The sequence below is a fragment of the Azospirillum sp. Marseille-Q6669 genome (assembly GCF_965111635.1).
The window spans coordinates 390,188-402,959 of sequence record NZ_CBCOOP010000003.1 but is presented as its reverse complement, the minus strand read 5'-3'; the positions used below and the strand labels follow the sequence as shown (position 1 = coordinate 402,959).

Annotated in this window: 15 protein-coding genes and 1 tRNA gene; 7 read left to right on the top strand and 9 right to left on the bottom strand. The window is 68.3% G+C overall.

The window, feature by feature from the left end; translation table 11 throughout:
- Window positions 1–149 precede the first annotated feature (149 nt).
- Window positions 150–1,280 (bottom strand): ATP-binding protein, encoded by a 1,131-nt coding sequence (locus ACWPXE_RS19250; RefSeq protein WP_454019053.1) that lies wholly within the window; start codon window positions 1,278–1,280, stop codon window positions 150–152.
- A gap of 198 nt (window positions 1,281–1,478) precedes the next feature.
- On the opposite strand from ACWPXE_RS19250, the gene ACWPXE_RS19245 reads away from it, so the two are divergent.
- Both ACWPXE_RS19245 and ACWPXE_RS19240 read left to right on the top strand, forming a co-directional pair.
- The gene (locus ACWPXE_RS19245) at window positions 1,479–2,297 is read left to right on the top strand and encodes a M48 family metallopeptidase (protein WP_454019052.1); all 819 of its coding nucleotides are present in this window, start codon (window positions 1,479–1,481) and stop codon (window positions 2,295–2,297) included.
- Window positions 2,298–2,360: 63 nt separating this feature from the next.
- Window positions 2,361–3,545: a multidrug effflux MFS transporter gene (locus ACWPXE_RS19240; RefSeq protein WP_454019051.1), complete on the top strand. Its 1,185-nt coding sequence runs from the start codon at window positions 2,361–2,363 to the stop codon at window positions 3,543–3,545.
- Here the strand turns inward: ACWPXE_RS19240 and ACWPXE_RS19235 are convergent.
- Entirely contained in the window at window positions 3,529–4,002 is a 474-nt protein-coding gene (locus ACWPXE_RS19235) for an MgtC/SapB family protein (protein ID WP_454019050.1), read from the bottom strand. The genes ACWPXE_RS19240 and ACWPXE_RS19235 overlap by 17 nt on opposite strands.
- Window positions 4,003–4,444: 442 nt before the next feature.
- Between ACWPXE_RS19235 and ACWPXE_RS19230 the strand changes: the two genes are divergently transcribed.
- The gene (locus ACWPXE_RS19230) at window positions 4,445–5,581 is read left to right on the top strand and encodes a type III PLP-dependent enzyme (protein ID WP_149164406.1); all 1,137 of its coding nucleotides are present in this window, start codon (window positions 4,445–4,447) and stop codon (window positions 5,579–5,581) included.
- Between the two features lie 164 nt (window positions 5,582–5,745).
- Here the strand turns inward: ACWPXE_RS19230 and ACWPXE_RS19225 are convergent, their stop codons facing one another.
- Window positions 5,746–5,964: a DUF1127 domain-containing protein gene (locus ACWPXE_RS19225; RefSeq protein WP_014238561.1), complete on the bottom strand. Its 219-nt coding sequence runs from the start codon at window positions 5,962–5,964 to the stop codon at window positions 5,746–5,748.
- 311 nt (window positions 5,965–6,275) lie between these two features.
- On the opposite strand from ACWPXE_RS19225, the gene ACWPXE_RS19220 reads away from it, so the two are divergent.
- Both ACWPXE_RS19220 and ACWPXE_RS19215 read left to right on the top strand, forming a co-directional pair.
- On the top strand, window positions 6,276–6,962 hold the full coding sequence (locus ACWPXE_RS19220) for an HAD family hydrolase (RefSeq protein ID WP_237904821.1): 687 nt from the start codon (window positions 6,276–6,278) through the stop codon (window positions 6,960–6,962).
- A 13-nt stretch (window positions 6,963–6,975) separates the two neighbouring features.
- Window positions 6,976–7,332, top strand: a complete 357-nt coding sequence (locus tag ACWPXE_RS19215) for a cupin domain-containing protein (RefSeq protein WP_454019049.1) — start codon at window positions 6,976–6,978, stop codon at window positions 7,330–7,332.
- A 161-nt stretch (window positions 7,333–7,493) separates the two neighbouring features.
- Here the strand turns inward: ACWPXE_RS19215 and ACWPXE_RS19210 are convergent, their stop codons facing one another.
- The 6 genes from ACWPXE_RS19210 to ACWPXE_RS19185 all read right to left on the bottom strand — a co-directional run bounded on the left by ACWPXE_RS19210 (window position 7,494) and on the right by ACWPXE_RS19185 (window position 11,116).
- Window positions 7,494–7,889 carry a hypothetical protein gene (locus ACWPXE_RS19210; protein WP_454019048.1) on the bottom strand — a complete coding sequence of 132 codons (396 nt, stop codon included), beginning with the start codon at window positions 7,887–7,889 and terminating at the stop codon, window positions 7,494–7,496.
- Window positions 7,890–8,050: 161 nt separating this feature from the next.
- Complete coding sequence (locus tag ACWPXE_RS19205) at window positions 8,051–8,455, bottom strand: gamma-butyrobetaine hydroxylase-like domain-containing protein (RefSeq protein ID WP_109072064.1); 405 nt, start codon at window positions 8,453–8,455, stop codon at window positions 8,051–8,053.
- Window positions 8,455–8,691: a Trm112 family protein gene (locus ACWPXE_RS19200; protein WP_014238566.1), complete on the bottom strand. Its 237-nt coding sequence runs from the start codon at window positions 8,689–8,691 to the stop codon at window positions 8,455–8,457. The genes ACWPXE_RS19205 and ACWPXE_RS19200 overlap by 1 nt, the downstream gene beginning before the upstream one ends.
- A gap of 48 nt (window positions 8,692–8,739) precedes the next feature.
- Window positions 8,740–9,432, bottom strand: coding sequence for an LON peptidase substrate-binding domain-containing protein (locus tag ACWPXE_RS19195; RefSeq protein ID WP_454019047.1), 693 nt, complete (start codon window positions 9,430–9,432; stop codon window positions 8,740–8,742).
- 112 nt (window positions 9,433–9,544) lie between these two features.
- Window positions 9,545–10,495, bottom strand: coding sequence for a tetratricopeptide repeat protein (locus ACWPXE_RS19190; protein WP_454019046.1), 951 nt, complete (start codon window positions 10,493–10,495; stop codon window positions 9,545–9,547).
- 54 nt (window positions 10,496–10,549) lie between these two features.
- Window positions 10,550–11,116 (bottom strand): prolyl-tRNA synthetase associated domain-containing protein, encoded by a 567-nt coding sequence (locus ACWPXE_RS19185; RefSeq protein WP_454019045.1) that lies wholly within the window; start codon window positions 11,114–11,116, stop codon window positions 10,550–10,552.
- A gap of 163 nt (window positions 11,117–11,279) precedes the next feature.
- On the opposite strand from ACWPXE_RS19185, the gene ACWPXE_RS19180 reads away from it, so the two are divergent.
- Window positions 11,280–11,354, top strand: a tRNA-Gly gene (locus ACWPXE_RS19180).
- Between the two features lie 668 nt (window positions 11,355–12,022).
- Entirely contained in the window at window positions 12,023–12,700 is a 678-nt protein-coding gene (locus ACWPXE_RS19175; protein ID WP_237904815.1) for an RraA family protein, read from the top strand.
- Window positions 12,701–12,772: the final 72 nt, after the last annotated feature.

The following is a 12,772-nucleotide window of genomic DNA, read 5'->3' as shown; positions in this document are numbered from 1 at the left end:
GCGGGCCGTGAACGGCCCCGGCCTTCAGAGGAAGTATGCGCGCTCCATCGACGCCCGGCGCGGCGCCGATGGACGGGTCGGCAAGCGCAAGCGAGGACGGCGCTCTCTGTTCGTTCGGTGGGAAGGAGGAAAGGCGGCTCCCCGCCCCGTCACGCCGCGCTGCTGCTCTCGACCGGCAGTTCCGCGGCGCTCGCCGCCGCCAGCGGGACGTCCACCGCGAAGACGGACCCCTTGCCGGGCACCGAGCGCAGCGAAACCGTCAAACCCAGCAGCGTCGCGAGGCGCCGGACGATGGCGAGGCCGAGCCCCAGCCCGTGCCGGCGGTCGCGGTTCGGGTTGCCGAGTTGGCGGAAGTCGTCGAAGATCGCCGACTGGTCGGCGGGAGCGATGCCGAGGCCGGTGTCCCACACCTCGATGCGCAGCGCCCCGCCGCGCCGCCGCGCCGCCAGCAGCACGCCGCCCGACTCGGTGAAGCGCAGGGCGTTCGACAGGATCGGGCGCAGAAGCTGCTCCAGCAGCACCGGGTCGGTGCTCACCTCCGCGTCCGCGGGGCGGACGTTGAAGCGCAGGGCCTTGGCGTCGGCCTCCGGCGCGAACTCGTTGAGCAGGCGACCCAGCGTCTCGTCGATGGGGAAGGTCTGCACCTGCATCCGGACCAGCCCGGCCTCCAGCTTCGACACGTCCAGCAGGGCGCGCAGAAGCGCTTCCGCCGCCTCGATCGACATTTCCAGCTTCTCGCCCAGATCGCGCGCGCCGGGATCGGTCAGGCGCCCCATCAGCAGATGGTGGAACAGGTGCATGGCCTGGAAGGGCTGGCGCAGGTCGTGGCTGGCCGCCGACAGGAAGCGCCCGATGGCGGTGCGTCCCGTCTCGGCTTCCTGGCGGACCCGCTCGGTCTCGGCCTTCGCGCGCTCGGCCTCGGCGCGGGCGGCAGCCAGAGCGGCGGCGTTGGTGTCGGCGATGGCGGCGACCGCGGTCACGACCCCGTCCGCGTCGCGCACCGGACTCAGCACCATTTCGCCCCGGGGCAGCAGGCCGAAGGCCGACACCGGAGTCCCGGTGAGAACGACACGGCGAACCTGCGCCTCCACCTGGGAGACGATGGCCGCCGGAACGCCCAACTCGGTCAGATCCTTGCCGTCCACCTCCTCCGGCAGCCGGCTGAAGGCCGCGGCAAAAGCCTGGTTGACCACGAGAAGCCGCGCGTCCAGCCCAAGCAGAGCGTGAGCGGCGCCGTTGGCGGAGACCAGAGCCTCAAGCCAGATCGCACGATCAGTCATATGACCTTCGGTTGAGTTCTTTCTGGTATACTCGACCACAACTTCACCGCAAAAACTGAGATTACAGCACACTTATCTGGCCACTTGGGCATCGGAGTCAAATATCACATGCAAAACTCACTTGGGACAAATTCCGTTTGAATGTGAAGGACAACGCCCCCATTGGCCCAAGCCGGCCGCGCGGGCTATAAGTCAGGTATGCTTTTCCGCCGCAAATCCCACCCCTCCAAAACCCAGGCCAAAACCCAGGCTCCACGCCCCAAGGCCCCGCGCGCCCTGGCGGTCGCCGGCCTGCCCGTGCCGCTGGAGCTGCGGGAAAGCGCCCGCGCCCGCCGGATGACCCTGCGGGTGGACGCCGGACGCGGGCTGATCCAAGTGGTGATCCCGGTGGGCGTCCCGGAAGCCGAGGCGCTGCGCTTCGTCGGGCGGCACGACGGCTGGGTCCGGGCGCGGCTGGCCGCCCTGCCGCCGCAGCTTCCCTTCGCCGACGGGGCGGTGGTGCCCTATCTGGGGATCGACCACATCATCCGGCACAGCCCGGACCTGCGCGGGGCGACCCGGCGCGAGGACGGCGCGATCCTGGTCGGCGGCCGGGCGGAGCATGTCGCCCGCCGGGTGCGTGACTTCCTGATGGCGGAGGCGCGGCGCGAGCTGGCCGAGCGGTCGCGCACCAAGGCGGCACTGATCGGCGCGCGGGTCGCCGCCGTCACCGTGCGCGACACCAAGAGCCGTTGGGGAAGCTGCTCGGCCACCGGGCGCCTCTCCTTCTCATGGCGGCTGATCCTGACGCCGGAGTCCGTGCTGGATTACGTGGTGGGGCACGAGGTGGCGCATCTGCGCGAGATGAACCATTCCCAGCGCTTCTGGACGCTGTGCGCGCAGCTGACCGGCGACGTGCGCACGCCCCGCCTCTGGCTGAAGGCCAACGGCACGCGGCTGCTTCGTTATGGCGAGGGCAGCGGCGAGGGGACGGAAATGGTTTCACCTGCAAATGACGGTCATGCCGAAACGCCGTGACGGGGTCGCGCCGAGCCTCTGCTAGAGTGCGCCTCCCCCATCGTTCCCGGCCCGACTCCCTCCATGCCCCGTCCCGATTCCCTGACCGTCCGCGTGCTGCTGACGGCGCTCGTCGCCTTCGGCCCGCTGTCCACCGACCTCTACCTGCCGTCCCTGCCGACGCTGGTCACCGTGTTCGACACGGACATCGCCACGGTGCAGTTGACCCTCTCGGTCTTCCTTGCCGGCTTCGCGGTGTCGCAGCTCGTCTACGGGCCGGTGTCGGACCGGTTCGGGCGGCGGCCCGCCCTGCTCGGCGGCATCCTCATCTATCTGGTGGCGAGTGCCGCCTGCGCACTGACCGACGACATCGAAACCCTGATCGTCGCCCGCTTCTTCCAGGCGCTCGGCGCCTGCTGCGGCCCGGTGGTGGCGCGGGCCGTGGTGCGCGACGTCTTCGGGCGCGACCGGGCCGCCACCGTGCTGGCCTACATGGCAATGGCCATGACGCTGGCCCCCGCCGCCGGCCCCATCCTCGGCGGCGTCCTGACGGAGTGGTTCGGCTGGCGGAGCAACTTCCTGCTGCTGACCGGCTTCGCCGCCCTGATCCTGGCCGCCACCTGGGCTCTGATGGGGGAAACCAACGCCAACCGCGACGAGACGGCGCTCCAGCCCGGCCGGTTGTTCGCCAACTACGCGCTGCTGCTGCGCGACCGCGGCTTCGTCGGGCAGATGTTGACGGTGGCCTTCGCCTACAGCGGCATCTTCGCCTTCATTTCCGGGTCCAGCTTCGTCCTGATCGGGCGGCTGCACCTGACGCCCGCGCAGTTCGGGGCAAGCTTCGGCGCGGTGGTGCTGGGTTACGCGGTGGGGTCCTTCCTCGCCGGGCGGCTGAGCGCGCGGCTGGGCGGGCCGCGGATGATCCGCACCGGCACGGCGGTTTCGCTGGCCGGCGGGCTGCTCGGGGTGGCGCTGGCGCTGGGCGGGGTGCTGCATCTGGCGGCGGTCATCGCCCCGGTCTTCCTCTTCCTGCTGGGCGCCGGGCTGACCCTGCCCAACGCCATGGCCGGGGCGGTTGGCCCCTACCCGATGATGGCCGGGCTGGCCTCCTCGCTGGTCGGCTTCGTGCAGATGACGGTGGCGGCGCTGGTCGGCGTGGTGCTCGGGCACACCCACGCGGACAGCCAGCTTCCCATGATGACGGCCATCGGGCTGGTCGCGCTGGGCGGCGCGCTGGCCCACCGGCTTCTGGTCAGTCCTCGGACTTGACCGAGTCGGGAATCCAGCGCAGGACGTAGGAGAAGACGATCGTCACGGCAAGGCAGAGCGCCAGCGCCATCCCCGCCAGCACGTAGAATCCGGCCCCGCAGGCGATGCCCAGCGCGCCGGCCATCCAGATCACCGCCGCGGTGGTCGCCCCGCGCACCGTCGTCCCGGCGCGGAACATCACCCCAGCGCTGATGAAGCCGATGGCCTGGGCGATGCCCTGGATGACGCGGGTGGGGTCCATGTCGCCCCCGCCGGTCCCCTTCCCGGCCATGCCCCAGTAAAGCTCCAGCGCAACCAGGGTTGTCACCGCCGCGCTGATGGCCACCAACGTGTGGGTGCGCAGCCCCGCCGCCTTGCCCCGGACCTCGCGGTCGAGTCCCAGCGCCGCGCCGCAAACCGCCGCCGCGGCCAGCCGGGCCGCCATGTCCCAGGCCGGAATGGCCGTACTCAAGTCCATGTTATTCCTCCTTATTTTTACCTTTGCGTAACGCTTGCTACTTTTTTGCGCCCGGCCGCATTTTTCACTTTAAAAGGCGGCTCGTTCGATCTATGTAACCGCAACTCGCAAGCGCACGTGCCGCTGGCCCGCCCCTCGTCCTTTTCGAGATGTGGTTATGCAACGACGTAACGCGTGATCCCCGACCGTCCCTTAAGCAAGGCGGCGTCTTGGAGGTTACGATGGTTCATGTTGTTGTGGGTGGGCGCCGGCTCACCCGTCTCCGACTCTTTCCGGTTCTGTCCAGTCCGGTCCTTCCCCGCAAGGCAACACGGCAGTCCAGTATGGGCGGCCTGAGCGCCTGACCGTCTTTTCTTTTTGACCGGTCAGCAGCGCGCGGCCGCTCCGCCCCTGCTTTTTCACAATTCGTCCGACACCTTCATCTTGCGTCCGGGAGACTGAGATGACCGATAAGATTGCGCGCTTTTTCGAAGAGCAGCGCCCGCAGACCCCGTGCCTCGTCGTCGATCTGGACGTCGTGGAAGCGAACTACCACGACCTGGAGGAAGCGCTCCCGGACGCCCGGATCTTCTACGCCGTGAAGGCCAATCCGGCGCCGGAGATCCTCGGCCTGCTGACCCGTCTGGGCTCCGCCTTCGACACCGCCAGCGTCCCGGAAATCCAGATGGTGCTGGCCGCCGGCTGCGCGCCGGAGCGCATCTCCTATGGCAACACCATCAAGAAGGAAGCGGATATCCGCCGCGCCTTCGAACTGGGCGTGCGCCTGTTCGCCTTCGACAGCGAGGCGGAGTTGGAGAAGATCGCCCGCGCCGCCCCCGGCGCCCGCGTCTTCTGCCGCATCCTGACCTCCGGCGAGGGCGCCGAGTGGCCGCTGTCGCGCAAGTTCGGCTGTGACCTCGCCATGGCGCGGGAGCTGCTGCTGAAGGCCAAGGGCATGAACGTCGTTCCCTACGGCGTGTCCTTCCACGTCGGCTCGCAGCAGAAGGACCTGATGCAGTGGGACCACGCCATCTTCCAGGTGGCGCAGCTGTTCCGCGAGCTTGAGGTGCTGGGCGTCGACCTCGGCATGATCAACCTGGGCGGCGGCTTCCCGACCCGCTACCGCACCGACGTGCCGGAGACCACCGCCTACGGCCAGGCCATCTTCGAGTCCCTGCGCACCCACTTCGGCAACCGCCTGCCGGAAGCCATCGTGGAGCCGGGCCGCAGCATGGTCGGCAACGCCGGCATCATCGAGAGCGAGGTCGTCCTCGTCTCCCGCAAGTCGGCCAACGACGTGAAGCGCTGGGTCTATCTGGACATCGGCAAGTTCAGCGGTCTCGCCGAGACGATGGACGAGGCGATCCAGTACCCGATCCAGGTGATGGGCGACGATGGGGAGGGCGACAGCGAGGCCGTCGTTCTGGCCGGCCCGACCTGCGACAGCGCCGACGTGCTCTACGAGCGCGCCGAATACAAGCTGCCGATGGACCTGAAGGCCGGCGACCGCGTGCGCATCCACGCCACGGGCGCCTACACGACGACCTACTCGGCGGTCTGCTTCAACGGCTTCGCCCCGCTCCAGCAGATCTGCATCTGATCGGGCGGCGTTTCGGCTGAGAAAAAGGCCACTTTTCCTTCGGGAAGAGTGGCCTTTTCTTTTGACCGCTTGCGGAAACCCCAGGACCCGGATGCGAAAAGGGCCGCTCCCTTACACAGGGGCGGCCCTTTTCCTTGCGGTCTCCCGCAGCCGTGACGGCGGCATCAAGCCTTCCAGAACGGCTTGCTGATCTCGCCTTCGACGTCGATCTGGGAAATGCCGATGTCGTGCAGCATCCGGTCGTCCAGCCGAGCCAGCTCGCGGCGGGTGATGGTGCGCTGCCGCCACAGGGCGAACGTGTCCAGAACGCTGTCCAGCACATACGCCACCGGAGCAGGGCGCAGGGTACGACCGGCGGGGGCCGTGCGCAGAGCGATTGCCATGGTGGTCATCCTATCTTTGAAGGTCCCGAGGGGGCCTGCCGGAAGTGGCCGCCGCGCCCTCGCTTTGTGAGAAAGAATATTGCTCATCCCGCGCAAACCCGCCACCGCCATGTGGGTATGCGAGCCGTGAGCTTTCTCGATAGCTGTCGTAGGAATATCACCGATGCAAGAATAATGGACGAATGCACAGCTTTTGGGCACCACAAATTGTGCAGTTGACCAACAAACAGTGTTCGAAACGGAGCGCTGGACAGCCGCCGCAGAGCGTCCTACCTGTGATCCCGACCGTCGTCCGACACCGAGTTCTTCCCATGATCGACACCATCGCCTTCGACGGCGACGACACGCTGTGGCACAACGAATCCCTGTTCTCGATGACGCAGGACCGCTTCCGCGCGCTGCTCGCCAACCACTTGGCCGACCCGGCGGACATCGACCGGCGGCTGTTGCAGGCCGAGCGCGAGAACCTCCGCGTCTACGGTTACGGCATCAAGGGCTTCGTCCTGTCGATGATCGAGACGGCGGTGGACCTGACCGACGGGCGCATCGGCGGGCGGGACATCCAGAGCCTCGTAGAGTTCGGCAAGGCGATGCTGGAACACCCGGTCGACCTGCTCGACGGGGTGCAGGAGGTGGTGGAGGGGCTGTCCGGCCGCTACCGGCTGCTGCTCGTCACCAAGGGCGACCTGTTCGACCAGGAAAGCAAGATCGCCCGCTCCGGCCTCGCCGAACGCTTCGACGCCATCGAGATCGTCAGCGAGAAGGACCCGGCCACCTACCGCCGCCTGCTCGACCGCCATGGGGTGGACCCGGCGCGCTTCGTCATGGTGGGCAATTCCGTGCGCTCGGACATCCTGCCGGTGCTGGCCGTGGGCGGCCACGCCGTCCATGTGCCCTACCATGTCACCTGGGCGCACGAGGTGGCCGAGCCGCCCACCGAGAACTACCGCCGCATCGACAGCCTGCACGGCCTGCCGCCGCTGCTCGCCGCCTGGTGAAAGGGAAACCGTGATGAGCTTCGCCCTGCTGACCGACCCCGCCCGCCCCGCCGTGGAACCCGAAACCGGCGGCCCGGCCGCCGACCGCGTCCTGTCCGGCGCGCCAGTCTTCACCACCTGGAACGAGTACGAGTCGGCGGACGGCAAACGCTTCGCCGGGGTCTGGCGCTCCACCCCCGGCTCTTGGCGGATCGTCTACAACGAGTGGGAGTATTGCGAGATTCTGGAGGGCACCAGCGCCATCAGCCACGCCGACGGGCGCCGCTGGACCGTCGGCCCCGGCGACCGCTTCACGCTGGAGCCGGGCTTCGACGGTGTGTGGGAGGTGCTGGAGACCACGACGAAGCGCTATGTGGTCATTCTTCCCTGAGAGGCAGTTCATCTGCACTCGGCCATTTTAACCCTCTCCCCTCTGGGGAGAGGGTGGCCCAAAGGGCCGGTGAGGGGGTTGCGCTTTTGCCGGGCGTGGCGCCACGCGCAACCCCCTCACCCTAACCCTCTCCCCAGAGGGGAGAGGGAACATCAAGCGATTCAGCCAGACGGCCCGAACAGATGGACGGCGCCGAGGTCGGCACGGTTGAGCACGACGACCGCCTTGCGCCCGATCTCCACGGCCAGCGCGCACAGCGCCATGATCGACAGCACCAGCACGATCCGCGCGATGTCGCGCGCCCAGGCGCGCCGCTTGCGCCGCCGTGCCGCCAGATGCGCGGCCAGCTTCTGCCGCAGGGCGCTGCCGCGCCGCCCGTAGCCTCCCGCCCAGCCCCAGCCGCCCCTCGTCGGCGGTGATGGGGGTGGCTCGTTCGGCGCCGTCTCTGGCGTGGGCGTGATGGGAACGGGCAGTCCGGCGCCGCCCGCGGGCGTCGAATCGGCGTTGGGTGCGCTGGTCGGGGTGGCGGTCGCGCCGGTCGGGTCGGTCGCGGTCACGGCGGTCATCCTGCGGCGGAGGAACGGTCGATGGGCCGTTATCTACGCCCTTTTCATGAAAGCGCAACACGCCGCGCCCGAACACCCGGAAAGGCCACATGGAAACAAGCGGGGGGGGAAACAAGCGGGGACGCGGCGGAACGCCGCACCCCGCCCTCGCCTCAGCGCCGGCCGCGCGGGTCGCGGCTCAGCCCCTTGGCCTCCAGCTCCGCCAGATACTCCGCCCACAGGCGGTCCTGGTCCTCGCCCAACTCGTACAGCAGCTTCCAGGAGTAGATGCCGCTGTCGTGCAGGTCGTCGAAGACGATGCGCAGCGCGTAATGGCCGATGGCCTCCAGGCTCATGATGCCGACGTGGCGGCGGGCCGAAACGGTCTGCTTCTGGCCGGGACCGTGGCCCTGCACCTCGGCGCTGGGGCTGTGGACGCGCAGGAACTCCGCCGGGTAGGAGAAGGTCCGGCCGTTGTCGAAATCGACCTCCAGCCGCTTCTCCTCCTTCTTCAGCCGGACTTCCACCGGCCAGTGCTTGGTGCCGAAGGCGTCCGACGCGAATTGCTCGTCGGACATCAGGCGGCCCCCGGCTTCCCGTCGAGGCTGCGGGCCTCGTCGATCAGCATGATCGGAATGCCGTCGCGGATCGGATAGGCCAGCCCGGCGCGGTCGCTGATCAACTCGGCGCGCTCGGCGTCGTAGCGCAGCGGCCCCTTGGTCAGCGGGCAGACGAGGATCTCCAGAAGCTTCGGATCGACGCGCGCCTGCGTCTTGCCGTCGGCGGGCGTGTCGTCGTGGGGGTGGGCGCTCATGGATCGGGCCTCGCAGTCGGAAAGTGCAGTGTCGGTCGAAGGAAACGGTCAGTGACGCAGCGCGCCGCCGTCGCCCTCATGGCCGTCGAGAATGGCCATCTCGACCAGGGCGATCAAGAGCTTCGCGCGCTCCGGCAGGTCCGGCGTCTCCAGAAGGGCCTGCTTTTCGCTGGGCGAGAAGGGACAGATCATCGCCAGCGAGGTGACCAGCCGCTCGTCCGGCGTGCCGTCAATGGCCTTCCAGTCCACCGACAGGCCCTGCATCTTGAAATAGCCTTTCAGCCCGGCCAAAAGCCGTGGGCGGTCCAGCCCGCAGCCGTCGCTCAAGTTCCCGGCGCGCTCCAGCGGGTCGATCAGATCGCCGGTGAAGCGGTCCCAGTCCGCGGCGACCCGGCGGTAGCCGCGCTGGCCCTCCAGCTCCCGCATGATGGCGAAGCGGCTGACCCCGGTCAGGGTGATCAGGTAGCGGCCGTCCTCGGTCTCGGCGAAGCTGGTGATGCGTCCGGCGCAGCCGGTGCCGTAGACCGCCGGCTCGCGCAGGCGGCAGGCCGGATCGGTCGGCTGGACCATACCGATCATGCGGTCGCCGGCCAGAGCGTCCTCGACCATCGCGAGGTAGCGCGGCTCGAAGATGTTCAGCGGCAGGCGTCCGCGCGGCAGCAGCAGGACCCCCGCGAGAGGGAAGATCGGGAGCTGCCGCGGGAAGCGGTCCGGTGACGGGTCGATGGGGTTCCGGCTCATGCGACGAATATAGAACCCCCGGACACGGCGAACAGAGCGACCGCGAACGAAGCGGCCTCCAACGAAACAGACTCGCGGCCCGGAGTCGCCCCCGGGCCGCGAGCCCCCGTGATCAGCGGAACAGGATCGACGACAGCTTGCGGCGGCTCTGCACCGTCAGCGGGTCGGTCGGGCCGAAGGCCTCGAAGAACTTGACGAGCTGCTTGCGGGCGGCCTCGTCGTTCCAGGCGCGGTCGCGGCGCACCAGTTCCAGAAGCTCGTCCACCGCGGCCTCGCGCTTGCCGGCGGCGAACAGCGCGAGCGCGAGGTCGAAGCGGGCCTCGTGGTCGTCCTCGTTGCGGGCGACCTTTTCCGTCAGCTCCGGGATCGGGCCGGCGTTGGCGGCCTGCTCGGCGACCTCCAGCGCGCTGCGCACCGCGGCGATCTCCTTGTCCTTGGCGATCTGCTCCGGCACCTTGTCGAGCATCTGCTTGGCGCGGGCCAGCTCGTCGTTGACGATCAGGCAGCGGACCAGCCCGGCATAGGCCACGGCGTTCAGGTTCTCCGGATCGGCCTGCAGGATCTCGCCGTAGATCTCCGACGCGGTCTGGGTGTCGCCGGCCTCCAGCGCCTCCTTGGCCTGGGCCAGCGCCTCCTCCAGGATGTCGCCCTCGCCGCCGCCCGCGGCGCCGGCCAGCTTCAGCAGCTTCTCCACGAAGGCCTTCACCTGCGACTCCGGCAGGGCGCCCATGAAGCCGTCCACCGGACGCCCCTGGAAGAAGGCGTAGACCGCCGGGATCGACTGCACGCGGAGCTGCGAGGCGATCATCGGGTCCTTGTCGGTGTCGATCTTGACCAGCCGCACCTTGCCCTTCGCGGCCAGAACCGTCTTTTCCAGGATCGGACCGAGCTGCTTGCACGGGCCGCACCAGGGCGCCCAGAAATCGACGATCACCGGCACGGACTGCGACGCCTCGATGACGTCGGCCATGAAGGCGCGGTCGCTGCTGTCCTTGATCAGGTCACCGGCGGCGGGGGCGGCACCGGCGGCGACGGGCTTGTTGGCGGGCGGAATGGAGAACATGGCGGTCACGTATCCCTTTGCGATCTCGCGTGATAGATGAGCGCACGGGGCGCGTTAAGCAAGCGTCGGCTGAGAGTCCGGCGGCTCCTCGCCGAAGGGCACGATCAGCGGCTCGTGCCCGCCGGCCCGCAGGAAGCGCAGCAGGTCCGCGGCAGCGATGGCCGTGGTGCGGTCGTTCAACAGCGGATGGTAGTTCAGCGGGTCGTGGGCCAGCATCTGCTCCTGCAGCACCACCCTCACCCGCCGCTCACGGTCGTTGACCACCGAGAAGGGCGTGACCGAGCCGGGCCGCACGCCGAGATGCCGCCACAGCCGGTCGACTGAAGCGAAGGACAGCCGCGCCGACCCGATCACCTTGTCGAAGCGGTTCAGTTCCACCCGCGCGTCCTCCAGCGCGACGACCAGCCAGTGCTGCTCCTTCTTGTCCTTCAGAAACAGGTTCTTGCAGTGGCCGCCGGGCAGCGCGCCGCGCAGCGCCTTGCTTTCCTCCACCGTGTGCAGCGGCGGGTGGCGGTGGGTCACGGTGCGGATGCCGAGCGCCGCGAGATGCTCCAGGAGCTGCTCCGGGCTCGTCGGCAGCGGCTCCTCGGCCCTGCCCTCGGGGGTGTCGCGGGTGTCCATGGAGCCATCTTTAGCGGCGCCGGTAACATTCGTCCGGGAAAATCTGTCCGGGCGCCCGAGAAAAGTGAAACATGACGCTTGCATTGCGCCGATCCATGAGTATAGTCCGCCGCACGCCGCCGGACGGCACCGCACAACGGTCCGAACGGCAGCGAAACGGAGCGCGGGCGTAGCTCAGGGGTAGAGCACAACCTTGCCAAGGTTGGGGTCGAGGGTTCGAATCCCTTCGCCCGCTCCATTCTCCCGACGGAGGCGGTGATCCTTCGGAGGGAAACAGGACGGTTGATGGAAAGGCTGGACCTTCGGGTGCCGGCCTTTTTCGTTTTCCCCTCCCGACCGCATCCCTTCCCCGCGCGTTGCGATCCCGCAACCGACGCCATCGCTTCCGACGCCGAGTCTGCGCCGCGGCACTCCGCCGCCTGCAACCGACGCCTTGGCCCTGACATTCCCAACCTCGAACCAGCGCAGCCATACAGGGCGGGCAACGCCAAAATTCGCAACCAAAGGGCGTTAACCCTAGCAAACAGCATGCTTTTGTAGGTCATTCCACGCGCACATACCCCATATGAACGCGTGAATAAATTTACTTCTCGGCAACCTACTTGCGTATGACCGCCCGAGAGACTATGCTTCAAATACGAAACAAATAGAACTTCTATCCGGTTAGGGTTGTATGCACCATGGATGGTCTGGTGGCGTCGGACGGGCTGAGCCCGTGATTTTCCCGGACAGGACGCTCCTGTCCGGCTGGCGTCCGCCGCTCCGGCAACACCGGCCCTCCCCCGCCTGATCGTCATCGGCTCCGCTGTCGTCGCACTGCGACCGGCGGTGCCGCTGGTCGCGCTTCCAAGCCCCGCTTCGTACAGCCCAGACGGCAACCCGCCCAGACGACAAGAGGTCCTTCCCATGGCTATGCAACGCTACATCGTGAATTTTCCGCGCCTGTCCCCGGACATGCTGGAAATCTGGAAGACGGTCCCCAGCAGCATCGCGTCCGACGTGCAGAACCGCTGCCAGAGCATGGACGCCCGGATCAAGCCCTGCGCCCCGGGCATGCGCATCTGCGGGCAGGCCCGCACTGCCGTTTCGATGCCGGGCGACAACAGCATGCTGCTGACCGCCTGCAGCCTGGCCGAGCCGGGCGAGGTGGTGGTGGTCGCCGGCGCCGGCCTGGAGGAGGTGGCGCTGGCTGGCGAATGGGTGGTCCGCGGCTGCAAGTCGCGCGGCCTGGGCGGTCTGGTGATCGACGGCTCTGTCCGCGACCTTCAGGAAATCCGGACCATCGGCTTCCCGGTCTTCGCCAAGGGCTCGGTCCCGCGCGGCCCGCACAAGGCCTTCGGCGGCAAAATGGATGTCCCGGCCGGCGTCGGCGGCATGGTGGTCAACCCGGGCGACCTGATCATCGGCGACGATGACGGCGTGACCGTGGTGCCGCTCGCCGTGATGGACGAGGTGCTGCGGCGCTGCCTGGAGCTGATGGCCAAGGAGAAGGTGTGGTCGCAGCAGCTCGACGCCGGCAAGTCGCTGATGGAGGTGCTGGGCGTGCCGGAACCGGAAATCGTCGAGACGCCCACCCTGCGCTGACCCCCGGCATCCGCCGGACCACGCGAGCCGGCGAACCGCACAGCCCTTCGAGCCGCCCCAAGACCGGTTTCC

Excerpts from the sequence above, each read along its gene's own strand:
- ACWPXE_RS19175 (WP_237904815.1), top strand. The coding sequence starts at position 12,023 with ATGGCTATGCAACGCTACATCGTGAATTTTCCGCGCCTGTCCCCGGAC.
- ACWPXE_RS19250 (WP_454019053.1), bottom strand. The coding sequence starts at position 1,280 with ATGACTGATCGTGCGATCTGGCTTGAGGCTCTGGTCTCCGCCAACGGC.
- ACWPXE_RS19235 (WP_454019050.1), bottom strand. The coding sequence starts at position 4,002 with ATGGACTTGAGTACGGCCATTCCGGCCTGGGACATGGCGGCCCGGCTG.
- ACWPXE_RS19215 (WP_454019049.1), top strand. The coding sequence starts at position 6,976 with ATGAGCTTCGCCCTGCTGACCGACCCCGCCCGCCCCGCCGTGGAACCC.
- ACWPXE_RS19230 (WP_149164406.1), top strand. The coding sequence starts at position 4,445 with ATGACCGATAAGATTGCGCGCTTTTTCGAAGAGCAGCGCCCGCAGACC.
- ACWPXE_RS19240 (WP_454019051.1), top strand. The coding sequence starts at position 2,361 with ATGCCCCGTCCCGATTCCCTGACCGTCCGCGTGCTGCTGACGGCGCTC.
- ACWPXE_RS19200 (WP_014238566.1), bottom strand. The coding sequence starts at position 8,691 with ATGAGCGCCCACCCCCACGACGACACGCCCGCCGACGGCAAGACGCAG.
- ACWPXE_RS19220 (WP_237904821.1), top strand. The coding sequence starts at position 6,276 with ATGATCGACACCATCGCCTTCGACGGCGACGACACGCTGTGGCACAAC.
- ACWPXE_RS19205 (WP_109072064.1), bottom strand. The coding sequence starts at position 8,455 with ATGTCCGACGAGCAATTCGCGTCGGACGCCTTCGGCACCAAGCACTGG.
- ACWPXE_RS19185 (WP_454019045.1), bottom strand. The coding sequence starts at position 11,116 with ATGGACACCCGCGACACCCCCGAGGGCAGGGCCGAGGAGCCGCTGCCG.
- ACWPXE_RS19190 (WP_454019046.1), bottom strand. The coding sequence starts at position 10,495 with ATGTTCTCCATTCCGCCCGCCAACAAGCCCGTCGCCGCCGGTGCCGCC.
- ACWPXE_RS19195 (WP_454019047.1), bottom strand. The coding sequence starts at position 9,432 with ATGAGCCGGAACCCCATCGACCCGTCACCGGACCGCTTCCCGCGGCAG.
- ACWPXE_RS19245 (WP_454019052.1), top strand. The coding sequence starts at position 1,479 with ATGCTTTTCCGCCGCAAATCCCACCCCTCCAAAACCCAGGCCAAAACC.
- ACWPXE_RS19225 (WP_014238561.1), bottom strand. The coding sequence starts at position 5,964 with ATGGCAATCGCTCTGCGCACGGCCCCCGCCGGTCGTACCCTGCGCCCT.